The sequence below is a fragment of the Bradyrhizobium sp. IAR9 genome (genome assembly GCF_013408065.1).
Taxonomy (GTDB): domain Bacteria; phylum Pseudomonadota; class Alphaproteobacteria; order Rhizobiales; family Xanthobacteraceae; genus Bradyrhizobium.
In genome coordinates this window covers 434,665-460,007 of record NZ_JACBZW010000003.1, presented here as the reverse complement: position 1 = coordinate 460,007, position 25,343 = coordinate 434,665, and the positions used below count along the sequence as shown (strand labels likewise).

Genomic DNA, 25,343 nt, shown 5'->3' with positions numbered 1-25,343 from the left:
TTCATGCGGTCTTCAAATGCGGAGCGCGTGCATCGACCGAATACGCGCCTGCGCCGAAAGCGGTAAACGCCAGCAGGCCACCGACGATGGCCATGTTCTTCATGAAGTGCTGGAACTGGTTGAAGTCGCCCAGTTGCGAATGTCCGATGAAAGCTGATGCCAGAATGTAGATGGCGAGACCTAACGCCACAGGTCGGGTTTGATAGCCCACCAGCAACAAAAGGCCTCCAGCGACCTCGATGATGATCGCAAGCAGGGTGACCAGCGCAGGAGCCGGAAGGCCAAGAGAGGCCATGTAGGCCGTGGTGCCGGAAAAGGCGGTGATCTTGCCGTAGCCAAAAAGCAGAAGCATCGAAGCTGCGAAAATTCGCCCCAGCAGTGCCATCTGGTCGCTGTATCTCTCAAGCTGAGCCATGATGAGATCCTTCTTGGGATAACTTCGGACGGCAGACTTGGGCGGGCGCGTAGCCTGGGGCTTGACATAGATCAATGCGAACAGCCGTCGTCCGCGCAATCGACCTCTGTGGAGACCGGTATCCGGTGGACGAGCAAGTTCGGATGGAAAAGGACCGGCCGCCTTTTGAACGAGTTGCGTTGCTTCTGCAGGGTGGAGGCGCGCTTGGTGCGTACCAGGCTGGTGTCTACGAAGCCTTATCAGAAGCAAATCTTGACCTGGATTGGGTTGCCGGCATATCGATAGGTGCGGTGAATGCCGCCTTGATTGCCGGTAATGCCCCGCAAAAGCGCGTCGAGCGGCTGCGCGAGTTTTGGGAAGCTGTGAGCACCGCGCCTCTGGGCGTCCCCTACTTGAAGTCCATCGAGATTTCCGACGAATTGACAAGACGTATTGTCAACCAGAGCCGCGCGCTCGGTGTCCTACTGTTCGGAGCGCCAAGCTTCTTCGCTCCGCGCGTTCTGCCACCCTTGTTCTGGCCCGCTTTATCTCCGGATTCGGTCAGCTACTACGACGTTGCTCCTCTGCGGCAGACGCTCGAACGTCTGGTCGACTTCGACAGGATCAACTCGAGACAGATGCGGTTCAGCGTTGGCGCGGTAAATGTGCGCACCGGCAATTTCCTCTACTTCGACAACCGAACGCATCGGATCTGTCCGGCCCACATCATCGCGAGCGGCTCGCTGCCGCCCGGGTTTCCCGCGACCGAGATCGAAGGCGAATACTATTGGGACGGAGGCCTCGTCTCTAACACTCCGCTGCAATGGATGTTGGAGAACCGGCCCCACGAAGACACGCTCGCTTTTCAGGTCGATCTTTGGAGCGCCGACGGCGAACTTCCGGATAACCTCCAGGAAGCGGAGGTGCGCCAAAAAGAAATCCAGTATTCGAGCAGAACCCGCGCAGCGACCGACCAATTCAAGTATGCGCAGATGCTTCGCAGAGCATTCAGGAAGGTGCTTGAACATCTTCCGGACGGGCTGCGCACCACGCCAGAGGTCAAAATTCTTGCGCGGGAAGCCGATGAGAAAGTCTACAACATCGTCCACCTGATCTATCATTCCAAGTCGTACGAAGGAGCTTCGAAGGATTACGAGTTCTCGCGCAGAACCATGGAAGAGCACTGGAAATCCGGCTACGACGATGCGGTGCGCAGCCTGTCACATCCGGAGGTGTTTGAGCGACCAGATAATCCGGAGGGCGTTCGAACCTTCGACTATTGCAAGAAAAGGTCCGATCGAAACGATTTCTAACCTTGCTCTTCCAGGAATTTGCTGACGACCGGCGACCAGACCGGGATGGCGCTCGGTGTGCAGATCATGAAATGGCCATCGTCGCCAAACGGTGGCAGAAGACGGTATTCGGCTTTGCCGCCGGCGCCGACAAATGCCTGATGCATTCGTTTGGACAATTCCGGCCCAAAATAGGTGTCGTTCTCGTTGTACACCCATAGCATCGGTATGCGAGATGTCCGGCCGAAATCGGCAGCCGCCTGGACCAGCTTGTCAGGTGCACAGTTGCTGTTTGGCTTGCCGCCGACGCGACCACCTCGGCCCGCACCGAACGTTATGATCGCTTTCACCGAGCCAGGATTGATGCTCGATAGCGCGATCGATCCCCATCCGCCCGCCGATTGGCCGACAATAATGACGTCCTTAGGCACGATCCGTTTCTCGGCGGCCAAAAAATCGATGATCCACAGATCCATCTGGGCGACAGCGAGCCCGGCGTCGCGGAAATTCGGGTTCTCACATTTTCCGATCTTGGAAAAGAACGGTCCGAAGATCGCTCGCTCGGGAATGTCGATCGCCGAGGCGCCGTAGCCGGGACCGACCGGCGCAACGACGAAATAGCCGCGCTGAGCAAACCACTTCGCAAGATCCCTGAATTCCGTGAGCGGAAAGAAGCTGCGCTCCGTCGCTTTTAGGCCAACGCCATGGTTGATGATCACAAGCGGAAAGGGCCCATCACCGACTGGGCGGGCCACGTAACCGAAGGTCGGCAATGGCGTAAGAAGCGCCCAAACCTCTTCTTGGATGCGTTGAGGTGTCGCCGGATCATCCGCCCGGGCAGGCGAGAAGAGGGAGGCCATGACCAATATGGCCGCTACCGTCCAAATCCACCGACCGCGTTCAAACATGTTGGCCGCTCCGTCGATCTGGCACACATTTGTATGCTGCGTCGCTCTTCCCAGAGCTGAACGTTCCTACCGTCCCGCCAATGGAGAGCGCACACAGCGCTCGACGAGTCCATGACACTGAACTGAGGCGGCATTGATCCATATCAAAGGTTCCGCCGTCTGGAGCGTCCGGTCCTTGGCTTCTACCATCAGATCAGGACCATAGGCTCCTCACCTGATCTAGATCAGCGGTTGGTATAGAGCCGCTCCCGGAGATTCCAGAGGATGTTCGCGGTCACTCCCCAAATCTTGTGAAGCTCGAACCGAAGGGCGTGAACGTGCGTCGGCAGACCCTTCCAGTCCGCTTTCTCGCGCTTGAAGTTCGCCGGGGTCATCAGGAAAGACAACGGTGCTTCAAACACATCGGTCACCTCGCCCGGATTGAAACGGAGCGAGAAACCTTCACGGACGCGTGCAAGCGTAGGCAAGATCCGGTAGCCGGTAGGCACCGCGTGGACGTTGAGATAGCCGATAGGATCGACAAAGCGGCGGTCGAGACCGATCTCCTCCTCCGCTTCTCGAAGAGCGGCGTCAACCGGGCTCGCATCACGCAGATCGATCTTGCCGCCAGCGAAAGCAATCTCACCGCCGTGGTCTGCGAGCTGTGAGGTCCGCTGCGTGAAGAGGATGGTTGGCTCTTTCCGTTCTACGACCGGAACGAGAACGGCAGCCGTCCTGATCGGCCGCGCTGCGGCGATTGCAGCAATCAGATCCTCGCCCGCGTCTTGGTCAAGGTGTGGGGCGACATTGGGATCGTTCAAGGCCTGCGGCACCTCGAGCGACAAGTGCTTTCTCGCGCGCGCAAAAAACTCGTCCATTGGTGCACGCCTTCGACTGACCGCGCCATCCATTGCTTCATCTCAATTGAAGCCCGCCTCGAATCCTTTGATCCACATCAATGCAGCACTCGGCGCCAGGGCACCCCCTATTGCGGAAATTGGTTTGCCACGATTCAGCAGGGAGGTACCGCCATGCCGATCACATCCAAGCTGGCAGGTGCGATTGCCACCGCTCTAGCGCTGTTGGTTCTGCCGCCCATTTCGGGCGCGCTCGCCCAAACGGACAGCCCCACTCAGCGTGCAAACGTGTTGCCCTCAGGCGGTGGCGCTGCCCTCTTCGATGCTTCCGACTCGGTGATCCTGCTACTGGACCACCAGTCCGGGCTTTTCCAGACCGTCAAGGACATCAGCGTAGCCGAATTGAGGAATAACACCATCATGCTGGCTAAATTAGCCACGCTACTGAAGATACCCGTCATTACGACCGCATCCGAGCCGAACGGGCCGAACGGGCCGCTGATGCCGGAGATACACCAGTTCGCGCCGCATGCCGTCTACGTAGGACGCAAGGGAGAGGTGAATGCGTGGGACAACGACGACTTCGTCAAGGCCGTGCGCGCGACGGGCAAGAAGACCCTCATCATGGCCGGCGTCTGGACCAGCGTCTGCGTCATGTTCCCGGCGCTGGACGCCAAGGCCGCCGGCTACAAGGTCTACGCGGTGATCGACGCGTCAGGCGACCCCAGCGAGATGGCTTCGCGCACCACCGTCGCCCGGTTCGTCCAGTCCGGGGTGGTGCCGACGTCGACCAACGCGGTGCTGTCGGAGGCGCATCGCACCTGGGCCAGGCCGGAGGCCGCCGAGCTCGCAAAGCTTTATGCGCTCGTCGCGCCCAACTACGCGGCCGTCATCGAGAGCTATCAGAAGGCTCAGGACGCCGCGAAGCAAACCAGCGGCGTCGCCTCTTCGAAGTGAGGCGACTTCACGACGACCGGCGGGGAAGGCGCGCCTCGATCCCCCCGCCGGCGTCGCGGCGAGTTTCAGGAAAGACGTCAGATGGGCATGCTTGTCGACGGCCAGTGGCACGACGTCTGGTACGACACGGCCAGTACCGGCGGCCGGTTCGAGCGCAAAGCCAGCGCTTTCCGCAACTGGGTGACGCCTGAGGGCGAACCCGGCCCGACCGGCGCAGGTGGCTTCCAGGCCGAACGGGGGCGCTACCACCTCTATGTCAGCCTGGCCTGTCCATGGGCGCACCGGACCCTGATCATGCGGCGGCTGAAAGGCCTGGAAGACACCGTCTCGCTATCGGTGGTCAACTGGCTGATGCGCGAGCGGGGCTGGACCTTCGCTCCGGGGCCGTGCGTGACGGGCGATCCGCTCATGGGCGCCGAGACGCTGAGCCAGATCTACGTCGCAGCCGACCCGCACTACACGGGCCGCGTCACGGTGCCGGTTCTTTGGGACAAGAGGCGCAGCACCATCGTATCCAACGAATCCGCCGAGATCATCCGCATGTTCAATAGCGCCTTCGACCGCGTCGGAGCGGCGGCGGGCGACTACTATCCCGCGCCATTGCGTGCGGAGATCGACGCGCTGAACGAGCGCATCTACCGGGAAGTCAACAACGGCGTCTACCGCGCCGGCTTCGCGACCACGCAGGCGGCCTACGAAGAAGCCGTCGTGACGCTGTTCGAGGCTCTCGATTGGCTGGAGGCCAAGCTGTCCGGATCGCGTTTCCTGACCGGAGACCGGCTCACCGAAGCCGACATTAGGCTGTTCACCACGCTGGCCAGGTTCGATGCCGTGTACCACGGTCACTTCAAGTGCAACCTGAGACGCATTGCCGATTGCCCGGCGCTCTGGCGCTTCACCCGCGACGTCTACAACCTTCCCGGCGTCGCCCAGACGGTCAATCTCGATCACATCCGGCGCCATTATTACGAAAGCCATACGACCATCAATCCGACGGGAGTCGTCCCGCTCGGCCCGGTCATCGACTTCAGCATCGACCGCCATCCGGCTGCGCCGGCATCCGGATGAAGACCGTACATCGCGCACAGAGCAAGAAGAGGAATCCATGATACTCGTCACCGGAGGCACAGGCGTCATCGGCAGCGAACTCCTGCGATTGCTGTCCCAAGCGAAGGTGCCGGCCCGCGCGCTCGTCCGCGATCCGGCCAAGGCGCAGAAGCTACCAGGCATCACATGGGTCGTCGGCGATCTGGCCAAGCCGGAAACCCTGAAGGACGCCTTCGAGGGGGCCAAGTCGCTATTCCTCCTCACGCACTACTACGAGGACATGGTGGAGTTGCAACACAACGCGATCGTCGCGGCGCGGGCCGCGGGCATGAAGCACGTCGTGAAAGTTTCGGCCTTCGCCGCCACCGACCACTCCAAGGCTCCGATCGGGCAATGGCACCACCGAATCGAAGAGGAGCTGAAGGCATCCGGCATGGCCTGGACGATGCTCCAGCCCCACCACTTCATGACGAACCTCGTCGCCCAGGCCGGATACGTCGCCAAGGAAGGCGCCATCTACTCGCCCTCGGGCGACGGCAAGATTCCCTACGTCGATCCGCGCGACGTGGCCGCGGTCGCCTTCGTCACGCTGACCCAACCCGGACACGACGGCAAGACCTACGTGGTCACGGGAAGCGAAGCGTTATCCTACCGGCAGGCCGCGGAGATCATCGGCGCCACCATCGGCAAGGAAGTGCGATTCGTCGACGAAACCCCCGAGCAGGCCCGGGCGCGCCGCGTCCGAGAGGGCGTCCCGCCCGCCGTGATCGAAAGCGTTCTCGCCATCGGCGCCTATCAACGCGCCGGCGGCAAGACCGTGACCATCACCGACACGATCGCCGAGCTTACAGGGCGGCCGGCGCAGACCGTTGCCGGGTTCGTCAAGGAGAACGCGTCGGTCTTCGCCGGCCGATAGCCTTCATCACCAATGGGCGTTTCCGACGTTTCGACGAGCACCATTCGCGGCCCGCAATCCCGGACCCTTCGATGAACTCCCATTCCGCCCAGGTCGGCCTCGTCGGACTTCCCCTCATATTGCTTGCGGCGGCCGTCATCAGCGTGCCGATCGCGCGCCTCGGTCGACTTTCGGCCATCGTCGCCTATCTGCTCGCCGGCGTGGTGATCGGCCCCTACGGACTGAAGGTCTTCGACGATCCCGAGCACATCCTGCCGGTGGCCGAGCTCGGGGTGGTGATGCTGCTGTTCCTCGTCGGGCTCGAGCTCGAGTTCTCGCGCCTGCTCGCCATGCGACGCGACATCTTGGGTCTGGGCCTTGCGCAACTCTCGCTTACCACGGCGGCAATCTGGGCGCTCACGCTGCTGACGGGCCTGTTCGACTGGCGCGGAGCCCTCGTCGCGGCCCTGGCGCTCGCACTCTCCGCCACCGCGATCGCGCTGAGGATTCTAGAGGAGCGCGGCCATCTGCAACACACCTACGGCCAGCGCGCCTTCGCGATCCTGCTTCTACAGGACATGTCGGTCGTGCCATTGCTCGCGCTCGTTCCGCTGCTGGCCTCCCCCGGAGCTTCGAGTGCCAAACTGACTCTGGCCGATACCGTCGGCAGCGTGGCGCTGATCGGCGGCGCCATCGCCGCCCTGATTCTGGCCGGCCGCTATTTGCTCAATCCGTTCTTTCGCCTGCTCGCCGGAACCGGCGCCCGCGAGGTGATGACCGCCGCCGCGCTGCTGGTCGTGCTCGGCGCCGCACTTCTCATGCAGGTCGTCGGAATGTCCATGGCCCTCGGCGCGTTCCTTGCCGGCGTGCTGCTGGCCGGCTCCAACTATCGTCACCAGCTCGAAGCCGACATCGAGCCTTTCCGCGGCCTGCTGCTGGCGCTTTTCTTCATGGGCGTCGGGATGACGATCGACATGACCGTCGTCTGGGCACATCTGTGGTTGATCATCGCCGGCGCGCTCGCCGTCACGCTGGTCAAGGCGGCCGTTGTGTGGGGACTGTTCCGCATCACGTGCACACAGCCTAGCGACGCCCTGCGCGCCGGCTCGGTACTCACCGGCGCGGGCGAGTTCGCTTTCGTGCTGCTGCCTCTGGGCGCCTCGCTAGGCATATTCAGCGCCGAGCAGGGTAGCCTGCTGTCCGCCATAGCCGCGATCACGCTGCTCGTCGCTCCGCCTTTTGCCGCGCTGACCGAGGCGCTGCTACGTCGGCTCGGGACGAGACGCGACCGGCATCCGGCAGACAGCTTCGACGAAGCGAAGGGCTCCGTTCTGGTGATCGGCTTCGGTCGTTTCGGGCAGATCGTGTCGCAATACCTGCTGGCCGAGGGGATCGACGTCACCATCATCGACGCCGATCCCGAGATGATCCGCGTCGCCGGAACGTTCGGCTTTAAGGTCTATTATGGCGACGGCAGCCGGCTCGACGTCCTGCATGCGGCAGGTCTCGGCAAAGCTCGTCTGATCGCGATCTGCACGGAGAAGGAGCATCCGACGAATCGGATCGTCGAACTCACACTCGCCGAATTTCCCGGCACCAAGGTCTTCGCCCGATCGTTTGACCGAGGACATACGCTGCAGTTGCTCGCCAAGGGCGTCGACTACGAACTGCGCGAGACGTTTGAATCGGCGATGCGATTCGGTCGCGAGGCCCTGGTAGCGATCGGTATCGACGCCGATCGCGCGGCGATCGTGGAGGATTTTCTCCGTGCCCGAGATCGCGACCGCCTCGCCGTACAGCAGGCTGAGGGAATTTACGGCGGCCTCGACCTCCTGCGTACGCGACCGACACCAGCCCCTCTGAGCGTGGTGCAAAGCGATGCTCGAGCCCTGAACGTTGAGGCCGTGGAATTGATCGCGGGGGAACGCGCCGGCAAAGGGTAAAGCATAACCAATGGAGGGACGCTGAAGTGCCGTCGGCAGCCGATCGCCCCCTCCGAGACATCCGAGTGCGTCTCGACCACGGTTCTGGTCGCAAACCCCGCGCGAACCGCACTATGTCGCGTGAAGCCCGTCCCGATCCAGATCCACTGGTGCAGCAGATAGCTGATGATCCCGTGCAAGGATGGCAGAGGGCTTCAAGGGCAGTGCTCCAGCTAGAGCGTTGCGGAATCGGCCCTCGTCGGCAACTCGAGCTAGAATCCATGTGCGCGATAGTACGGAAAGCAATCGCATCATTGCGGCGGCGTAACGCGATTCTTCAGAAACTGGCCTACTGCCTCCAGCAGCAGAACATGCATCTTGGTCCTCTCCCGATGCGCGATCTCCCGCAGCGCGTCGTAGGTCGCGGGCTCCAGATAGAGCGACATTTGGTGCGCTCGCTCCTTCAGCGTGGCACGCGCTGACGAGTCCGGCCGGGATCGGTCAGACTGGCGCAGCGATTGCCGCTCGGCCCAGAGGGCCCCGGGCGCCGTCGCATCAGCATCGAAGCCGCGTTCGGACGCGAGACCGGGCGCACGCGCCGGCGCGTCGCCAACCAGATCTCTGATGGTGTTCTTCCGTTTCGGCATCTCGATCCGCTTCCTCGTCCGAGGAGCCCTCGGCCGTCCTGTGATCCTGTGATCCGGTGATCGGTTGATCCCGCGATCAGGTGATCCTGCGATCACAGGAAATATGGACGGCGAAGCTTAAGAAACGCTGCTGTGCGGGCGGGATCGTTCCCCGGCTCGGCGCCGATCCAGGCCCGTTCGAGATCGTTCCGATTGCCCCGAAATCGGCCGAGATTGACGCCCCGAATCGCCGAACGGCTGGTACACGGCGGTGGTCACAAATCCCGACCGGGCTATTTAGGAATCCTTGTTTTACGCCGGATTTCGCGCAATCGCGCCTTAGGGGGAGAGATTCCCACTCTCTCCGCCATCGAGGGGCTCGCCCCTCGGCCGGGCGGTCGTCGTTCAGCTTTTTCAGTACGAGGTAGCTACCCTTAGTGCTCTGATCCCGTCCAACAACACTCGGGTGGCCCGGCAATCATCCTCGTTGTAGTCCAGTATACGCTGTCGGATCAGCGGGTCCCGTCCTCGGCACCAGCGGTCATACCACTCGATGGAGGCCGCGCCGGAGGGGTGGGTATCCCGCCAGGCGAAACCCAAAAACTTGGCCAGCGACTTGATCGAGTGATCTCTGGTGGGCCACTCGGTCGCCTTCAGAACTACATCTCCATAAAGATCCACCGCACGCTGCGGATCGAAGATCTTCTCCACGTATTCAGGTGAGCAGATGTCCGGATATTTCTGCTGGAGCTTGCGATAAATTGTGCGTTCATACTTGGAGTAATAGTAAATTCCCGCGCCTGCTCGAGAATCCAGGTAATCGAGAGCCGCTGCGAAGGCATTGCGTTCCGCCGCCCGGGTGGCTTCCTCTGCGAAAAATCCTTGGAACCGCTCGCTATTATTGTCTCCGTTCCTTCGCTCCACAAAACCGTGGAGATAGCAAATCCCTCGGAGTGGATCGACCTCGATGTCGAAAAATAGCTCTAGGGAAAAGACGTCCAGTTTTATCGGCAGTCGCAAATATGGCTTAGGCGAAGAGGATTTGAGCATGACGGAACGTGCGTGCAGCATGCGAAAACGGTCCGCTCCAATGCTGGCAAAAGCCGTCTTTTTGCCCCTTATGAATTCGGGAGGACTTATGTCGGAGAAAGCGCTTATCGTCGCAATGCGTTCCCGCATCGTGTCGCGGTCGGATCTCCGGAGAAGCGGAATCAATGTCAAATCGTCCGCTTCAGTAAGCTCAGCCAGACAGAACGTGTGCCAATGACAAAGCTTACAGACGCTGGCATAGCTTGGCATCGGCACGACTTGTTTCGCAAGTATTGAGCGGGCGTCGGCAAGCGCCTTTTCGTAGTCGCCCCAAAGTCTGGAAGGGCCACAGAAATCGTACTCGATCTCATCGCCTTGAATGTCCAAGACGAACGCCCGGCGTCCCGCCGAAAGATTCAACCTCTCAAGGACATCGACGTACAGCCCGAGCTGGACGGCATAATGGCGTTTCGGTCGACCGCCATGGTCCTTATCGCCACCCTCTGTGGCGCGCCCTGATTTGATATCTCCTGGAACGTAGCCGCCGACTTCTTTGCGCAGCAGGTCGGGTTTTCCAAGTAGATCACCTGCCCTTATGCATCCGCCGTAGATAAGGGGCTCGCCGTTGATCATGGCGTCAAGCGTCAACCGCTCCCGATCAAGTTCGTTGACGTCGGAGAGATCGATAAAGGGGATCTTTAAATTGGCGACCGTTTGCTGCTCAAACAACGTTCCACGTTCCCAAAGCAGCCGGACAAATGCACTCACCTCGTCTCGCCTTGCGGGATCGCCGAATGCATCCAGGGCAACTCGCTGGGGGCATTCGACGAGATTGTACAGAATAGAAGCTGTCACGGCCACGGAACGCTCCAGAAGCTCTCCACTGCGAGCATGAATGTCGCACCTTTCGGGAAGCCAACACAGGTATCTTAAGAGGCACGCGGTGAAGGAATGAGCTACAGCTCGCCGCTGTCCCACGCCCGCACCAGCGAAAAATTGGAATTGCTTAAACACGGGGGGCGCTCAGCAACAGACGCCTATCTCGACATATCGCCTCCTTCGGGCATGGCCCTTGAGAATTGCGCTATTTCCGAATAATGTGGGTGACACCGCGGCGACGGGGACAAGTTTTGCCTGGCGAGGCGGCGATCACCGAAAAATCTGGTGGTTGAATCCTTGGCATTAAGGATTATTGCTGTTGGCGTAGCCAACGAAGGCGTGGCAGAGGGACAAGTCGCTCGCGCCTTTGTGCCCATGGCGGGGCAAGGATTCATAGGTAAGTCGTGACTGAAGCTGAGTCCTTCGCAAAATACCAGAAACGCGTGAAGGCTACGTTTGGCCGGAATGTGAGGGACTTGAGACTTTCCCTCAAGCTAAGCCAAGCCGACTTGGCCGACGACGCCGGTATCCGTCGCGCCCTGGTAAGCGAGGTCGAGCGAGGAGAGGCCAATCCGACACTCGACTCGATCGTGCGTATCGCATTGGCGCTCGACGTCGAGCCGGCCGAGCTACTAAGCGTGGGCCGCTAGATTAGTCCATCGAAAGATATCGGGCCAAGTTATCTCCACGACTTCCGATGAAACCGGGACGCGCGCAGCGCCACAGCTTCGGCGCAATTTTGTTGTACGCTATATAGTACATCGAACGAGTGAGCTGCATCCTTTGGCGCGCAATTGTTACGGCGTCGATTGGGAGACATCCCAGCTCTCCTAGCTTTAGAATATCGGGGCAAATCATGCTTATTCAGTCGCCGAAACCTCGGCTCCCACCAGCACGTCCCTTCTTATTCACCAGTCCGAAATGCCGTGCCGCAATACCAGCGCATGACATTCTCCTTCGCTATGCATTGGAGCAAGCTTCCCTAGATTCTTCTGTTCTCGCGATCCACTATCGGAGTGGCCCTGAGATCGAGTGCCCGCCTGTCTCACTGAGTGGCGTGGTTCTTCGACGGGGAGATAGTGCATATCTTCTACGCGTGCATCAGAAACTCCCTGAGCGCAGCCAGGAGGATCACGCCTCTCTCAAATTCGTTTTGGATCGTCATGGCCTGCGACTGCTCGAGCGCGATGCCAAGGATCTTCACCGTGAGCCGCTGTTTTCTAATGCCCGGACGATCTGGTCGCATGTGGGCCGGCGCGTAACGCTGATGGAGAGGCTGAAGATTGCGGCAGCGCTCGAAGACGGCCCCCAATCTGTCATCCAGCTCCAGGATAGGACTCGTCTTACTAGCGACGTCGTTGGAGCGGTCTGTGCGCTCGCCTGCGAGGGCCTCTTGCGGCTGGATATCCATGACACTACTCTCGGTCCGCACACCATTGTGCTTGGTCCCTGATTTCAAAAGCGTCGCGCTTCCGCACCATGGATAGCCGCCTGAGCGCGGGCTCGCGGGCGGATGTCTTGTCGGCGTGCTCGTTCAACTGCCTAGCTGCTTGTCATACGCACTTGGCTAGGGCTTCACGTGGTGACCCGCGACTAAACAGATGCCAAGCTGCCGCCTGAGGGCCGTCCAGCAGGTGAGACAACCGCATTTCGATCGAACTTCATTTCGGATGCCGAAAGGAGCGCCATGACCGACGCACACGACCAGAAGCGCAACGAGACCACCCATCCCCTCAATCAGGTTTCGAGTGCTCCGACATGCGCATCCGCAGGCTCCTCAGGAGTCGCCCCGATTTCTTCGTATCCGCCAAGGCACCTGCCCCGATCCCGGCACGACATCCTGCTCTTCGAGCGGGCCTCGTCCAGGCGTCGCTCGACCCGCAAGTTCGGGCGATTGCTCACGTTGCGACCGCACATGTTGCGTCCGTACCGGTAGATCTCGACGCCGTCGTCCTCACGCGCGAGGACGGTCGCTTCGTTCTCGACATCGTTCCTGCACGCAGGCTCCGCGACGTCGCCGACGAGAAGCTCGTTCAGATCGCGCTGCGGGACCTCGACCTCAAGCCCCTCGTCGTCACGGCCGAGGACCTGAAGGCGGAGCCGCGCCGGGCCAACGTGGACCTGGTCTGGTCGCACAATCGTCGCTTCGTGCCGCTCGGCCTGCGGATCCGCATCCTGCAGGTGCTGCGCGACGAGGGGCCGATGGATCTCGTCCGCCTGTTGGAGAGCATACAGTCGGACCGCGATCCGACGCCATCCGTGATGTCAATGTTCTGCGACGATCTTCTTGAAATCGAGTTGATGTCCGCGCCGCTCGGACCGCTTTCCCTGGTGAGGTCTCGTTCATGAAGAAGTCCGCCTCGCGTCGCACGGCCAAGAAGCCGGGCCTTAAGAAGCCGGCTCGCGCCCACCGGATGGTGCCCAAGCGCTTGGTCGACCTCAAGGCTATGCCCAGGGACGTCTTCACGCGCCACGCTGCCGACGACAAAACCCGCATGATCTTTAGCACTAAGCCGCCGATCGAATATCCTGAGATCGACACCAATCGTGATGACGACGAAGCCTCGCCGTCCAAGCCGGCGAAACGCAGTCGTCGTTCCGCCATGACCGCGCTGGTCGGCGCGGCGTTCGAGGCATCGGTCTCCAACGAGGCTTACCGCAAGCTGGAGCACAATCAGGCGCTCGCGGTCATCGTCATGGTGCCCTCGCCGGCTTGGGTCGGGCCCATGAAGGATTACTTCCGTGCCACGTTCGGAGGCCGCTGGCTGATGATGGCGCGGGACGGCAAGACCCGCACCCTGAACAGCGATGTCGGGTCGGAAGAGGTCTCGCGCGATTTGGCGCGCGGATTGTGCGTGGCCGGCGTTTCCGCCGACGCCGCGCTGCTTCCGCGTGCCCTGCTCTCCACCGTCGACATCACGATCCGCGTCGGGGTGCCCCAGCCGGCCGTGCTGGCGACGGCCATCGCGCGCTTCGCCAAGCGGACGCCGAAAGACCTCCCGCCCGGGCTCGGCATCGGCCTTGATCTGCACGACATGGTCGCCTGCTTGCGGCCCGGATCCGGTCCCGCGAAGATCGTCCAGCGGCTGCAGGCTGCGACGTTGGCGTCGCGGGGTGAAACCATCGAGGACAGGCTGCCTCCTTTAAAGGACGCCGTAGAGTACGGTGAGGCGAGAATTTTTGGATTACAACTTGCGCGGGACATCATGGCGTTTCGCGAGGGAAGAGCCAAATGGAGCGACCTCCAAAAGGGAATTTGCCTAGTGTCAGAGCCGGGGTGCGGGAAATCCCTCTATGCGCGCATTTTGGCCCAGGAATGCGGCGTGCCCATCGTCATCACGAACGTCGCAGAATGGTTCACAAAAAGTGGGTATTTGGACGATGTTATCCGGGCAATGAGGTCGGTTTTCGACCGCTGTGCTGCGCTGGCGAATCCTTGCTCGATCGCCTTCTTGGACGAGATTGACGCTGTCCCGAATCGGGACGATTTCAACTCCTCCAATTCGGGCTCGCGCAACAAGGACTATTGGTTGCCGCTGGTCACCGACCTGCTTCTCAGGCTGGATAATTCGATGGGCTCGTCGTCCACTGGCTCGCCGCGTCACGGGGTCATCGTGGTGGCCGCGACCAATAATCCGCATGGCGTTGACCCCGCGCTGCTGCGTCCCGGCCGCCTGGAAAAGATGGTCAGGCTCCAGCGGGCGGACGCCGCGGGTGTCGAGAATATGCTCCGGTTCCACGTCGCGGGAGACCTGGCGGATTGCCATCTCCGAGAGATCGCCGAGATGATGGAGCGCTCGACGGGCGCGGAAGTCATGGCTCTGGTGCGCGAAGCGCGCCGTATCGCCCGGCACGCCGATCGGCCGCTCGCAGCGGGAGATCTCAGGGCGGCCCTCCTCACGGCGGAGAAGATCCCGTTGAAGACCGATTGGCGCATCTGTGTCCATGAGGCGGGCCATGCCGTCACAGCGCTCGCGATCGGATTCGGTAAGGTAAGCCACTGCGTCGTCGGTGCCCGCACCGGTAGTGCCAATCGCACGCTGGTCCAGGCCGACGCGAACGACATGCCCACCCGGCGCACGATCGAAGACCAAGCCACCATGCTCTTGGGCGGACGCGCGGCGGAGCGCGTGCTGTTCCCCAGCGGAGAATCGATCGGCGGCGGTGGAGATGAGGGCTCCGACATCGGTCTTGCCACGGAAGTCATCTCGGCTCTCCACCTGACTTGGGGAGTAGGCGGGACTGTCGCCTTCCTCGGCTCGCGGAAGGACGCCTTGGAAGCGGTCCGCTACGACCGCTCTCTGCGCGAGGTCGTCGAGGCCGACTTGCAGAGATTGCAAGAGCGCGCGGACAAAATCGTGGACAGGTATCGGGAAGCGGTCATTGCGGTCGCGAAGGCGCTGCAGCGTCGCCGTCACCTGAGCGGCGACGCCGTGCGCACGATCTTCGACGCGCACCCGCCCGTTCGCGGCGTGAGCAAGACGGTAGTGCAATCATGATCGTGTTGAACGTCGAACGGCATTGGACTCAGGACGGCGTCGACCGCTCGCAGGTACCAAGTGACAGATCCTGACGACGAACTTACCAGCCGTTCACCAACACCGGTTCACCAAGGATTCAGCACGCCGTCATCGCCGGAGCGCGAGGAAAACCTTTCCGCAACCTCAATTTGAGTAGCTTGCAGGTCCGTCTCCCGCCTAGGGCTCGGACCCGTCCGCCGCCTCCCAAGGAAGCCATAACCAATGAGCGTACAAACGCGCGCCATGCACATCGGCCGGTCCAACGCCAGTCGCAAGGTCGTGACGTACCGCAGCGGGCATTTCACCGGCTACGTCCCGTCCGTCCGCAATGAACGGATGATCCAGTACGAAAGCATCCTCGAGCGCGACTACATCATGTTGCTCGAAGCCGACCGGGACGTCGCGAGCTACACTGAGCAGCCGGCGGCGATCGAATGGTCCGACGGGGTCGACTTCCACACGACGACCTTCGATTTCTGCGTGACGCTGTCGTCGGGCAAGCGATACCTGGTCGAGGTGAAGCCGCTCGCGAAGGTCGTCAAATACGGACTCGACGAACTCTATGGTTACGCCCGGGCCACGGCCAAGGATCAGGGCTACGACGATCTCGAGCTCTGGACCGACAGGGAGCTCAAGGCTGAGCCGCGGCTGTTGAATGCCGTTCTCGTTGCGTCGGCGACGACGCCATTCGAATCCGCCGAGGTGCAGTTGGCGCTCCTCACCGCGATCCGCGAGATTCGCCGGATTACCTCACGCGTGACGGTGCGCGAGCTTCGCGCGGCGTCCAAGCTCGGCGACGCGGCCTATTGGGCCATCGTCAGGATGGTCGCGCGGGGCCAGTTGATCCCCGCGCATCGCACCGCGCCGCTCGACGACAGGGCCGTCCTGATGTTCGCGGGAGACGAGCGCGGCGCTGCGACCCTTGGAGTGGCCATATGAACGCTCCGCTGATCCGACTGAACACAGGCGACGCTGTCGTGATCGACGGCGTCTGGTACAAAGAGGATTCCCGGACGACGGGCGCATTGACGCTTTCGGCGATCGGAAGCGGTATCCAGCGGACTTTCACTGGCGACGAGTTGCGCGATCTGTACTTCGACCCGGCCGGTCGGATGAAGATCGTCCGCAAACACATGGCGGCGCTCAAGGAAGAACTGAGAGAGGTCGTCTCGAGGCCTTTCGAGAGCTTTTCGGTCGAGCAGCAGGCCGAGATGATCAAGCGGCTCGACTACGTGAACGCCTGCGACCGCTTCTTCGGCCGCAAACTGTACAGCAAGCGTCCGGATGAAGGCTATGCCTCGATAGCCAAGATCGTGGCGCGTCATCGCAGATTCGTCCGTGCGAGGTTGGAGAACTGCGCGACGTCGGGTGTCCCGCTGGAAGCGGTGTCGGGATCGACGTTGCGCGATTGGTACGGTCGCTGGTGCAAGTCCGGACGCATGCTGGGCGCCCTCGCGCCGCGATGGCATCGGCGCGGCAACACGAAGACGGTCCGCATGGATCCGGCGATCCGCATGATCATCGCCGATGCCGTGCGCGAGAAGTGGCTGACGCTGGAGGCGCCGCCGCTGACGGTCGTCTACGATTACATATGCCAGAAGGTGGTGAAGCGCAATGAGAACGTCGGCGACGGCGACCTTTCTGCACCCAGCGAGATGGCCGTCCGGCGGTGGATCAAGAAGAACGTCGACCCATACACGCAGACGTTCTTTCGCCTGGGCAAGAAGGAAGCGGACCAGCAGTTCCGGCTTACCAGGAAGGCGCCCGTCGCCGTGCGCCCGTTGGAGATCGTCGAATACGACGATACGCCGCTCGACATCATCCTCGTCGATGCCAACGGCAGGGTCCGCGGACGCGCCTATCTGACGGCCGGCATCTGCCTGGCGACAGGCATGATCGTCGGCTGGCACATCAGCAAGGACCGGCCGAGCTGGTCCACCGTGATGCAGGCTCTACGCATGACGGTCCTGAAGAAGGATCTCGCCGACAGCGGAGCCGAGTCGCCTTATCCGGTGTTCGGCGTTCCGGAGATGGTCAAGGTGGACAACGGCGCGGCCTATCGTTCGACCTCGCTTGTGGCAGCGGCCGGCCAGCTTCAGTTCGAGCTCCGCCTGGTGCCGGTTGGCAAGCCCAATCTAAAGGGCAAGGTCGAGCGGTTCTTCCGCGAGGTCGCCAGAGACTTCCTAAGCGTGTTTCCGGGCCGGACGTTTTCGAACGTGCAGGAACGCCTCGACTACGACTCGGAGGGGAACGCGCGGATGACGCTGCAGGACGCGCAGCGTCTGTTCACGCGGTGGGTCGTCGACATCTATCACAACAGGCCGAATAGCCGTTCCTTCGGCCAGACGCCGCTGCAGCGCTGGGAGGCTCTGTCGGGCTGCGGCGTCCGGATGCCACCGGAAGCGGCGGATCTAACGCCGTTGATCGGTCTCGTCGTCAATCGCACCATTCAGGGCGACGGCATCACCTTCATGGGCCTCACTTATCGCGACGAGGCGCTGCGCGCGATGCGCCGGTCCGGTCACATGGGCAAGGAGTGGATGGTCAAGGTCGACCCCCTGGACCTTTCCGTGATGCTCGTCCTCGACGAGGCGAAGAAGCGCTGGGTTCCTATCCGTTGCCAGCAGCCCGACCTGGTCGAGGGCCTGACGTTGAAGATGTGGATGGACGTCGTCGCCAATGCGAAGGCGGCCACCGAGCGGGGCCAGCGCGTCAGCCGCGGCAGGCTGCTGCGTGCGCGCGAGGCTTTGATCCTGGAGGCTCAGGCCATGGGCAACCGGCCGCGCGGCAAGATCACGGTCGCGGAATACAGCTGGATCGAGAGCGAGCTCAACAACCCGAAATACGAAGTCGACGCCGATCTTTCGGATCCGGACGCGCACGCGAAGGCGGCGACCACGCCGGGCGCGCAGCGGAAGAAGGAGCAGCGCGCTCGGGCGAAGTCCGCGCCTCTCGGCGCCGAGGCGCCTGCCGACGATCCGACGATGGTCGAGCCGGCGTCGAAGGCGAAAGGCTATCCCATCGTCGACGTCGATCTTCCGGGCCGTGAACTGAAGGAGCGTGAGCTAGAGGTTTCCCGCGACATCGAGGATCTGGAGGAAAAAGAGCGTCTGGCGGAGTTCCGCGCGGCGAGTCGGGGCAAACCGACCGAAGCGACCGACGACGACTCGGTCGCGCAGACACCCGCGTCGGATGGGGCCGAGGCCCCGTCGCTGGCTCCGGACGAGACGGAAGTCAGTGCTGCTGACGCCGTCGAAACTCCTCCGGACCACGACGTCACCCCGCCTTTGGCGCCGGATGACGAGCCACCGGTTGCGAGCGGAACGACTAAAGGTCCGCGCAGGCTCGTGGACGAGGACGACGACGAGCATTTCGGCGCATGACCGCCGGCGGAGAGCGAGACCGATGACGGACAAAGGTAAGAGCGCGTTTGGCGCCGAGGCGAACCGCGACGTCGACGAGGGTCTTTTCGTGGAGGTCGACCCCGAGCGCAAGTTTAACCGAATCCGTACGAACGATCGCAGGCGGCTGGCGCGTCGCGCCAAGATGGCCGCCATCCGTTCGATCGACATCTCGACCGGCAAGACTGCCGCGGCCAAACAGTATTTCGACGGCCTGCTCGACCGCGTGGACGGTGGCATCGAGGGCAATTGCCTCGTTCTGCACGGACGCACCGGGGCCGGCAAGACGCATATCATCAAGCAGCTCATGAAGCATCCGGAACTGCAGGAGGAGCAGACGGCGGAGGGGCTCTACCGGCCGCTTCTTCGGGTGACGGCGCCTTCGCCCTGCGTGTTGAGGACCTTGGGCCTACGCATCCTTCGCCGGCTCGGATATCATCCGAAGAAGTCGCTGAGAGAGCACGAAGTCTGGGAGCGCGTCGAGGCCAACCTCTCCGCCCAGGGCGTGGCGATCTTGGTCATCGACGAGATGCACAACGTGCTGGTCGGCAGGAACATGGAGGAACGCAAGAAGATCGCGATGACGCTGAAGTCGCTGATGGTGTCCGAGACCAATCCGATGCAGATCGTGGTCGCGGGACTGACGGAGTTGCAGGACTTCGTCAAACGCTACAGCGAGCTCCAGCGCCGCTCGCATTTCGTCGAACTCCCGCCCATGGACCCCGTTAAGGACGCAAGGAAAATCTCGGCGTTCCTGTCCAGGCTGGAGAAGAACATCGGCATGGCCACCTGCGGATTCACCGACGGCGACATGCCGCATCGCTTCTTCCTGGCTTCCCGCGGCCTTCTCGGGCGCATGGCCTGGTTCGCGCAAGAAGCCGCGACGATCGCGCTGTCGCTCGACGACGACAAGATCACGAAGGAGTATCTCGCGGAGGCCTACAAGCGCCCCTATGCGGCGGACGCTCGGAAGAATCCTTTCCTGGTCGCCAACGTGAGCGATTTCAAGATCCCTAAGGCTAAAGACGAAATGGAGGACGACAAAACGTTCCTGCGAGGGATTATGGACAAGAAGGCTGACGGCGACGAGGGCGATGAGGAAGACTGAAATCATCGCGATCCGGCCCCGGCGCAACGACGGCGAAGGGATGATTGGATATCTGATGCGCGTCGCTGCCGCGCATGGTGTTCCGCATCTGCCGGAGATGTTGATCCAGATCGGCGTTCCCTGGTTCAAGTTCGCGCAAGGGCGAGGCGTGGACGTCGTGGCCGCAGCTGCCACGATTGAGCCCAGCGATCTTTCGTTTGATACCGGTCAGGTCGGGGTTGGCGGCGTATCGCTGCGAGGGGAGACTTTGCGGCCGCGGCAGTGGTCCGTGCATGTCGGCCGGCGTGCCTGCCCGGACTGTCTCAGGGAAGACGCGGCCGCTGCGGCGGATTCTCGCCTTCCGCGTCAATGGCATCGGACCTGGTGGGACGTGCGGGCGACGACGGTCTGTCCGCGCCATCGGGTGAAGCTGATCGACCGGTGCCGGCGTTGCGGCGAACGTCTCGACTTCCGGAGCACCGCGGTCGGCGAGTGTCCGAGGGGGCATGCGCTCGCGGATCAGGTCGGAGCATCGGTCGGTGATGCCATGGGCGACGCCTACGTTCTCGGCAGATTGGGCGCGGGACCTCGCATCGTCGATGTCTCTCTCGACGCGGGCTCGCTTGCCGATGCGATCGATGCGCTTGGTACTGTCGGCGCCGCCGCCATCGCGGGAAAGCACACCGGGATCGAACGGCACGAACTGCTTCACGCGGGTTTCGACGTCTTCTCGCGGTGGCCGGCGGCCTTCGATGCGCTGTTGAATCGTATAGTCGCCGTATCTGGAACCGGTCTCGGCAGATGGGGGGCGGCCAGGTCGTATGGGCGGCTTTACGAACGCGTCTTCGGATTGGAGTCCGGCCCGATCGCGAACCTCTTGAAGCGGCACATCCGCCAGCACGCCTTGGAGCATGGTCTGTCGATTTCGCGGAGTGTGTTCGGCGTGACGGAGGCGCCCACGGACGTGTGCTCGGTCAGCCATGCGGCCGCCCGCTTGGCCATGGGATTCGAACGCGCGCGTCGCGAGCTCAAGCGTCGTGGCCATCTTCCCGCGCGTACCCGGCGAGGCACGCCGATCCGCATTCCGTCCGCCGCGATCGACGAGATACAGAACGAAGGCAGCAACCTGCTAGGCGTCGGCTCGCTGTCGGAATTCCTTGGGATCGGCCGGACCCAGACGCGCAAGCTCGTCGCCGCCGGTGTCTTCGGCCGGGAAGCTCCCGTGCGACGGGACGAGGTCCAGACGCTTCTCGATCGGCTTTCGAAGGACGCACCCACGAAGTTCGTCGCCGCTGGTGCTGCGCCTCTCCCGGCGGCGTGCAGGATTGCCCGCTGCACGATCGATGTCGCCGTCGTCGCGATGGTAGGCGGCGACCTGACGGCTTGCGGCGTCGGCGCGGGCCATGGGTTGCAGCGACTGTTCGTGTGCGTCTCGGACCTGCGGCTGCAAGGCAAGCGCTCGCGCGACGCGATGACGGTCGAGGACGCTGCCAGGTCGCTCGACGTCAAATGGGAGACGATGCGCGGACTGGTGCGCCTCGGACTGGTCCGCGCCCGTAGGCGCAGGATTTCGGCTGCGGCGATGGACGCCTTCCGTCGCGATTACGTGTCCGGCGCCCGGCTTGCGCGGGCGCTCGGCGTCAGGCCACGAACTTTGATGAAGACGCTTTCGGACGCCGGCACGACGCCGGCTGCTGCGCCGCCGCGTTGCCGTCAGGTCTTCTATCGGCGCGCTGACGTCGTCCGGACGCGCGGACTTGACCGGCGACTTCGCGCCGCTGCCGAGAGAAGCTGAAATGCTGCATCGGCCGTTCAACGCCAACGTGCCCCTGTGGGACGACGAGCCGGCCTACGCATTGGCGAGCAGAATGGCGCGACGCAATGGTGTTCGCTCCCTTCAGTCGTTCGCCGGCGACCACAAGCTCCCGAAGAATGGGATCGTCGACGGACATCGCAACACGGAGATCGCCGCTTTTGCCGGGACCGAGACCGCAAGGCTGGACGCCGTCACCTTCCGTTGCGACGATGACGAGCGTGTCAGGCTTAACGGAGAGGTGCTGCATCGGGACGATTGGTCTTACGCGTCGTTGCGCGTGTGCCCGGCCTGCCTGAAAGGCGACCTGGAGCGTCAGGACAGTCGCGTCGACTTTCTTCCGCATATCCGCTCCTGGTGGAATGTGGTGCGGATCTCGGTGTGCCCGCTGCACGGCGTCGCTTTGGTGGAAAGCGATCCGGCCGATCCTTCGATGAGGATCGACCATGAGAGTCTCGACGTGCGTTACGCCGCCGGTAGTCAGTGCGATCTCGCGATGACCGCCCCCACCCATGTCGACGACGTCCGAGCCGAGGCCTACCTGCTCGGGCGATTGGGATTCATGCCGCGGGTAGCGTCGACGATCCTGGATGGGCTTCCGCTCTGGAACGCCATTCGCGTGATGGACCGCATCGGCGCGGTCGCCGCCGCCGGCGTCCGCGGCTTCACGTCTTTCGGAGGCGAGGTAGGAGAGCGCGAGGCGCTGGTCGCCGGCTACGAAGTATTCGCGGAAGGGCGCGAGAGCTTTTTCCGCTTTCTGGACGACCTCGTCGCGTCCGCCGACATCCAGCAAGGCAAGTGGGGACCTCGCGTCGTGTACGGACGCATCTACGAATGGCTGTCGCACGACACGCGCAGCGATGCCTACAATCCCATCAGAGAATTGGTCCGCGAGCATGCGATGGAGAACGTACCGCTCGGGCCGGAGGATATTCTGTTCGGTCGGCCTGTTGGAGAGAGGCGGGTCTACACCCTATGGCATGCGAGCAAGGCAATGGGCGTGGTGCCGTCCGCTGCGCGCCGGATCCTAAGGGCCTTGGGCCATCTCGACGAGACCAGCGAAGGCAAGCAGAACTGGCAGATCGCGCTCAAGTCGTCGGTCATCGAGAAGGTCTCGGGCGAACTGCGCGATGCCATCACTTTGAACCAGGCGCGTGACCGTCTGGCGTTGCCGCGTGTGCCTATGGCCGCGCTCTGCGACGCTGGCCTCTTGAAGCCGTTCCTGCACTTGTCAACCGGCGTGAAGGAGCATGTCTTCCGGGTCCGCGACCTCGACGATTTCGTCGGAGGATTGCTGTCCGACGCGCCTGAGCTGCACGACGCCGGCGATCTCTGCGACGTCGTCCTCGCGGGCAAGCGTGCGCAAACTTCCACCGTGGAAATCGTTTCCGCGCTGATCGACGGAAGGTTGCATTGCGCCGGCGACCTCAAGGGTGCGGCGGGCATGATGCGGATCCTGGTGGACCTCGAATGCGTCAAGGAGCTTCGCGACACGGGAGGGGCAGCCGACGAGGGGCGCTCGGTGGAAGCCGCCCGCGAAACGTTGGGGCTGACGTGGGAGGTGATCGGAAAGCTCATTCGACTTGGGCATCTGGATGTCACGTCCGCCAATACAGGTTTGCGCAATCGCTCCAGGATGCTAATCGCTCCCGAGACCTTGGCCGAGTTCTCCAGGACGTATGTCACGGCGACGGAGATCGCAGCCGAACGGCGCACGCATGTGCGAACGCTGGTTCAGAGCCTTCGTCGCCAAGGCATCGAACCCGCCATAGGCAAGGACGAGGTCGGACAATACTTCTATCGCCGAGCCGACCTCTTGAAGCGCAGCCCGGTAGCTTAGGATCCGACCGGATCAATTCTGTCTTCCTTCGGCGTGATCCGGACATCGAGAGATTGGGAAAAGCTATCTCCGACTGCAGTCTCGCCTCTACGCGGAAGCGCTCGCGCCCCGAGGGCTTTGAAGCCTGCGCGGCCCATCAACACGGCAATTTCTTAACGTTCCACGGTTGCCATCGGCGCTGAGCCGTCCGGCATTAACGCTTCCTACTGCGCAATTCGACGTTCCATCGAGCGCGAATTCCGCCGTTTTCGCCGCATGCAACCAAGGCGAGCGACGTTTGTCGCTTGAGTCAGGGTATTGCGTTAGACCTACCGCTTTGAGTCAGGGAATTGGCCGTAAGTGAGTCAGGCCTATGTGTTAGACAGACGGCGAGGATAACTGATTCCATTGGCCAATTCGGAACACATGAGTCAGGGTTTATCCGTTGCCCGACATCGCCACTCCCGCTTGCGGGAGAGGCCGACGCGCTCGCAGAGCGCGGCGGGTGAGGGCTTTCTCCTCGCGGAGATATTCTCGGTAAATTCGACGATCCCGCTGCGGAAGCACCCCCACCCCAGCCCTCCCCCGCAAGCGGGAGAGGGAGCGCACCACCTTCACCGCAACACCACCACCTGAACCTCCCCACCTGCCATCGCGACAAAATGACGTAGCCGGCACTGGAAGAGGTCCGAACGAATGTTGTCGACTTTAGCTGGCCAGCGCCAAATGTTCGTGCAGCAGGCCTTCGAATTGGCCGAGCTCTTCGGTTTGGAAACCCGCAATAAGTACCGCATCTGCGATCAAAATGGTCGCGATCTGCTCTATGCGGCTGAACAGCAAAAGGGACTTCTCGGCTTCTTGGGGCGCCAAGTATTTGGACATTGGCGCTCTTTCGAGATCCATTTTTTCGACAACACCCGACAGACGGTCATGCGCGGGGTTCATCCCTTCCGCTGGTTCTTTCAGTGTCTGGAACTGCATTCGCGCGACGGCCGGCTCATCGGAACGATCGAGCGTCAGTTTTCGATTCTCACCAAGACATTCCATGTGATCGATGCGCAGGGGAGAGTGGTGCTCGAGGTCAGTTCGCCATTTTGGCGCGTGTGGACGTTCCCGTTCATGCGTGGAGCGAACGAGCACGCGCGCGTCGCGAAAAAATGGTCCGGCCTTGCCTCCGAACTGTTTACGGACCGCGATAGTTTTCTCGTGGAATATCTAGACCCCGGCCTGACGGAAGATGAGCGAGCGCTGGTTCTTGCCGCTGCGATCTACATCGATCTGATGTATTTCGAAGTCAAAGGCGAGGGCGGCGTCATCAACTTGTTCCGCAATTGAAGCGCGGCGGACCTCTCTCGCTTGTCCACCGCAGCTCCCTGAACCGACCCACAAGGCCAATTCCGGCCGGGAAGTGTCACGCCATGACCGCCTCTGCAACGACCAGTTCCGCCGCGCCATCCCGCCGTCTCGGCGTGATCGGTAGCATCGTCGGCGTGCTGGCGCTGATCGCGGCCGTGTTGCCGCATTGGGTCATACCTGCGATCTACCCGCCACCGCCGGCGGACAAAGTGATCGTCGACACCGGCCATCGACTGAAGGATCGCCTGATCGCACGCGTCAAGGGCGTCGAGTACCAGGCCCCGCCGCGGGAGAAGTCGACGGGGAGCCAATTGAGGGAGGCGTCCTCGATCGCTGCGATCTCGCTCGGCCTGCTTGCCATCCTGCTCTCGGTCCTCGCGCTGGTGTTTCGCGAAGAGCGGCTGCTGGCCGGCGTCGCGGCCGCGCTTGGGGCCGGCGCCATTGCCGTCGAAATCTCCTTCCTGGCCATGGGCGTGCTGATGCTGATCGTCATCCTTTATGTGGTGGCGAATGTTATCGGTCTGTTCTAAACGCGGGTCCGACGGGTTTCCTCGGCCGCCGA

General features: G+C 62.2%; 21 protein-coding genes. 15 read left to right on the top strand and 6 right to left on the bottom strand.

Going from position 1 to position 25,343, the window contains the following annotated elements:
- Position 1: 1 nt before the first annotated feature.
- Positions 2-415 (bottom strand): DoxX family protein, encoded by a 414-nt coding sequence (locus GGD67_RS11170; protein ID WP_179732695.1) that lies wholly within the window; start codon positions 413-415, stop codon positions 2-4.
- A gap of 143 nt (positions 416-558) precedes the next feature.
- On the opposite strand from GGD67_RS11170, the gene GGD67_RS11165 reads away from it, so the two are divergent.
- A complete protein-coding gene (locus GGD67_RS11165; RefSeq protein ID WP_179733049.1) occupies positions 559-1,707 on the top strand; it encodes a patatin-like phospholipase family protein in 1,149 nt (382 codons plus the stop codon).
- Here the strand turns inward: GGD67_RS11165 and GGD67_RS11160 are convergent.
- Together GGD67_RS11160 and GGD67_RS11155 are read right to left on the bottom strand one after the other, a co-directional pair.
- The gene (locus GGD67_RS11160; RefSeq protein WP_179732693.1) at positions 1,704-2,594 is read right to left on the bottom strand and encodes a S9 family peptidase; all 891 of its coding nucleotides are present in this window, start codon (positions 2,592-2,594) and stop codon (positions 1,704-1,706) included. The two genes, GGD67_RS11165 and GGD67_RS11160, sit on opposite strands and share 4 nt — an antisense overlap.
- 224 nt (positions 2,595-2,818) lie before the next feature.
- On the bottom strand, positions 2,819-3,451 hold the full coding sequence (locus GGD67_RS11155) for a CoA pyrophosphatase (protein WP_246790748.1): 633 nt from the start codon (positions 3,449-3,451) through the stop codon (positions 2,819-2,821).
- Between the two features lie 153 nt (positions 3,452-3,604).
- On the opposite strand from GGD67_RS11155, the gene GGD67_RS11150 reads away from it, so the two are divergent.
- The 4 genes from GGD67_RS11150 (at position 3,605) to GGD67_RS11135 (ending at position 8,272) form a co-directional block, all read left to right on the top strand.
- A complete protein-coding gene (locus tag GGD67_RS11150) occupies positions 3,605-4,387 on the top strand; it encodes an isochorismatase family protein (protein WP_179732688.1) in 783 nt (260 codons plus the stop codon).
- A gap of 81 nt (positions 4,388-4,468) precedes the next feature.
- On the top strand, positions 4,469-5,455 hold the full coding sequence (locus GGD67_RS11145) for a glutathione S-transferase family protein (RefSeq protein WP_179732687.1): 987 nt from the start codon (positions 4,469-4,471) through the stop codon (positions 5,453-5,455).
- 37 nt (positions 5,456-5,492) lie between these two features.
- Entirely contained in the window at positions 5,493-6,350 is an 858-nt protein-coding gene (locus GGD67_RS11140) for an SDR family oxidoreductase (protein WP_179732685.1), read from the top strand.
- A 71-nt stretch (positions 6,351-6,421) separates the two neighbouring features.
- Positions 6,422-8,272 carry a monovalent cation:proton antiporter-2 (CPA2) family protein gene (locus GGD67_RS11135; protein WP_179732683.1) on the top strand — a complete coding sequence of 617 codons (1,851 nt, stop codon included), beginning with the start codon at positions 6,422-6,424 and terminating at the stop codon, positions 8,270-8,272.
- Between the two features lie 290 nt (positions 8,273-8,562).
- On the opposite strand, the gene GGD67_RS11130 is transcribed toward GGD67_RS11135, so the two are convergent.
- Complete coding sequence (locus GGD67_RS11130) at positions 8,563-8,898, bottom strand: hypothetical protein (RefSeq protein WP_179732264.1); 336 nt, start codon at positions 8,896-8,898, stop codon at positions 8,563-8,565.
- A 393-nt stretch (positions 8,899-9,291) separates the two neighbouring features.
- Positions 9,292-10,767 carry a TM0106 family RecB-like putative nuclease gene (locus tag GGD67_RS11125; protein WP_179732681.1) on the bottom strand — a complete coding sequence of 492 codons (1,476 nt, stop codon included), beginning with the start codon at positions 10,765-10,767 and terminating at the stop codon, positions 9,292-9,294.
- A 422-nt stretch (positions 10,768-11,189) separates the two neighbouring features.
- Here GGD67_RS11125 and GGD67_RS11120 point away from each other — a divergent pair, with 422 nt between their 5' ends.
- Positions 11,190-11,435: a helix-turn-helix transcriptional regulator gene (locus GGD67_RS11120; protein ID WP_312013664.1), complete on the top strand. Its 246-nt coding sequence runs from the start codon at positions 11,190-11,192 to the stop codon at positions 11,433-11,435.
- A 440-nt stretch (positions 11,436-11,875) separates the two neighbouring features.
- Here the strand turns inward: GGD67_RS11120 and GGD67_RS11115 are convergent, their stop codons facing one another.
- Complete coding sequence (locus tag GGD67_RS11115; RefSeq protein ID WP_179732679.1) at positions 11,876-12,196, bottom strand: hypothetical protein; 321 nt, start codon at positions 12,194-12,196, stop codon at positions 11,876-11,878.
- 347 nt (positions 12,197-12,543) lie between these two features.
- On the opposite strand from GGD67_RS11115, the gene GGD67_RS11110 reads away from it, so the two are divergent.
- From GGD67_RS11110 to GGD67_RS11070, 9 genes are all read left to right on the top strand, one after another.
- Positions 12,544-13,134 carry a hypothetical protein gene (locus GGD67_RS11110; protein WP_179732677.1) on the top strand — a complete coding sequence of 197 codons (591 nt, stop codon included), beginning with the start codon at positions 12,544-12,546 and terminating at the stop codon, positions 13,132-13,134.
- On the top strand, positions 13,131-15,284 hold the full coding sequence (locus GGD67_RS11105; protein WP_179732675.1) for an AAA family ATPase: 2,154 nt from the start codon (positions 13,131-13,133) through the stop codon (positions 15,282-15,284). The genes GGD67_RS11110 and GGD67_RS11105 overlap by 4 nt, the downstream gene beginning before the upstream one ends.
- A 243-nt stretch (positions 15,285-15,527) precedes the next feature.
- Positions 15,528-16,244 carry a hypothetical protein gene (locus GGD67_RS11100; protein WP_179732673.1) on the top strand — a complete coding sequence of 239 codons (717 nt, stop codon included), beginning with the start codon at positions 15,528-15,530 and terminating at the stop codon, positions 16,242-16,244.
- A 38-nt stretch (positions 16,245-16,282) separates the two neighbouring features.
- On the top strand, positions 16,283-18,688 hold the full coding sequence (locus tag GGD67_RS39870; protein ID WP_179732671.1) for a Mu transposase C-terminal domain-containing protein: 2,406 nt from the start codon (positions 16,283-16,285) through the stop codon (positions 18,686-18,688).
- Positions 18,689-18,710: 22 nt separating this feature from the next.
- A complete protein-coding gene (locus GGD67_RS11090; protein WP_179732670.1) occupies positions 18,711-19,814 on the top strand; it encodes a TniB family NTP-binding protein in 1,104 nt (367 codons plus the stop codon).
- Complete coding sequence (locus GGD67_RS11085; RefSeq protein ID WP_179732668.1) at positions 19,801-21,588, top strand: TniQ family protein; 1,788 nt, start codon at positions 19,801-19,803, stop codon at positions 21,586-21,588. Before GGD67_RS11090 ends, GGD67_RS11085 begins: the two co-directional genes overlap by 14 nt.
- Positions 21,551-23,446, top strand: coding sequence for a TniQ family protein (locus GGD67_RS11080; protein WP_179732665.1), 1,896 nt, complete (start codon positions 21,551-21,553; stop codon positions 23,444-23,446). The genes GGD67_RS11085 and GGD67_RS11080 overlap by 38 nt, the downstream gene beginning before the upstream one ends.
- 675 nt (positions 23,447-24,121) lie before the next feature.
- A complete protein-coding gene (locus GGD67_RS11075; protein ID WP_179732663.1) occupies positions 24,122-24,760 on the top strand; it encodes a phospholipid scramblase-related protein in 639 nt (212 codons plus the stop codon).
- A gap of 83 nt (positions 24,761-24,843) precedes the next feature.
- Complete coding sequence (locus GGD67_RS11070) at positions 24,844-25,311, top strand: hypothetical protein (RefSeq protein ID WP_018319455.1); 468 nt, start codon at positions 24,844-24,846, stop codon at positions 25,309-25,311.
- The last annotated feature ends 32 nt before the right edge of the window (positions 25,312-25,343 follow it).

Bases quoted from the DNA above. Each gene is read 5' to 3' on its own strand.
- GGD67_RS11115 (WP_179732679.1), bottom strand. From the start codon at position 12,196: ATGGATATCCAGCCGCAAGAGGCCCTCGCAGGCGAGCGCACAGACCGC.
- GGD67_RS11130 (WP_179732264.1), bottom strand. From the start codon at position 8,898: ATGCCGAAACGGAAGAACACCATCAGAGATCTGGTTGGCGACGCGCCG.
- GGD67_RS11100 (WP_179732673.1), top strand. From the start codon at position 15,528: ATGAGCGTACAAACGCGCGCCATGCACATCGGCCGGTCCAACGCCAGT.
- GGD67_RS11160 (WP_179732693.1), bottom strand. From the start codon at position 2,594: ATGTTTGAACGCGGTCGGTGGATTTGGACGGTAGCGGCCATATTGGTC.
- GGD67_RS11165 (WP_179733049.1), top strand. From the start codon at position 559: ATGGAAAAGGACCGGCCGCCTTTTGAACGAGTTGCGTTGCTTCTGCAG.
- GGD67_RS11075 (WP_179732663.1), top strand. From the start codon at position 24,122: ATGTTGTCGACTTTAGCTGGCCAGCGCCAAATGTTCGTGCAGCAGGCC.
- GGD67_RS11105 (WP_179732675.1), top strand. From the start codon at position 13,131: ATGAAGAAGTCCGCCTCGCGTCGCACGGCCAAGAAGCCGGGCCTTAAG.
- GGD67_RS11145 (WP_179732687.1), top strand. From the start codon at position 4,469: ATGGGCATGCTTGTCGACGGCCAGTGGCACGACGTCTGGTACGACACG.
- GGD67_RS11150 (WP_179732688.1), top strand. From the start codon at position 3,605: ATGCCGATCACATCCAAGCTGGCAGGTGCGATTGCCACCGCTCTAGCG.
- GGD67_RS11135 (WP_179732683.1), top strand. From the start codon at position 6,422: ATGAACTCCCATTCCGCCCAGGTCGGCCTCGTCGGACTTCCCCTCATA.
- GGD67_RS11140 (WP_179732685.1), top strand. From the start codon at position 5,493: ATGATACTCGTCACCGGAGGCACAGGCGTCATCGGCAGCGAACTCCTG.
- GGD67_RS11155 (WP_246790748.1), bottom strand. From the start codon at position 3,451: ATGGACGAGTTTTTTGCGCGCGCGAGAAAGCACTTGTCGCTCGAGGTG.
- GGD67_RS11090 (WP_179732670.1), top strand. From the start codon at position 18,711: ATGACGGACAAAGGTAAGAGCGCGTTTGGCGCCGAGGCGAACCGCGAC.
- GGD67_RS11170 (WP_179732695.1), bottom strand. From the start codon at position 415: ATGGCTCAGCTTGAGAGATACAGCGACCAGATGGCACTGCTGGGGCGA.
- GGD67_RS11070 (WP_018319455.1), top strand. From the start codon at position 24,844: ATGACCGCCTCTGCAACGACCAGTTCCGCCGCGCCATCCCGCCGTCTC.
- GGD67_RS11085 (WP_179732668.1), top strand. From the start codon at position 19,801: ATGAGGAAGACTGAAATCATCGCGATCCGGCCCCGGCGCAACGACGGC.
- GGD67_RS11110 (WP_179732677.1), top strand. From the start codon at position 12,544: ATGCGCATCCGCAGGCTCCTCAGGAGTCGCCCCGATTTCTTCGTATCC.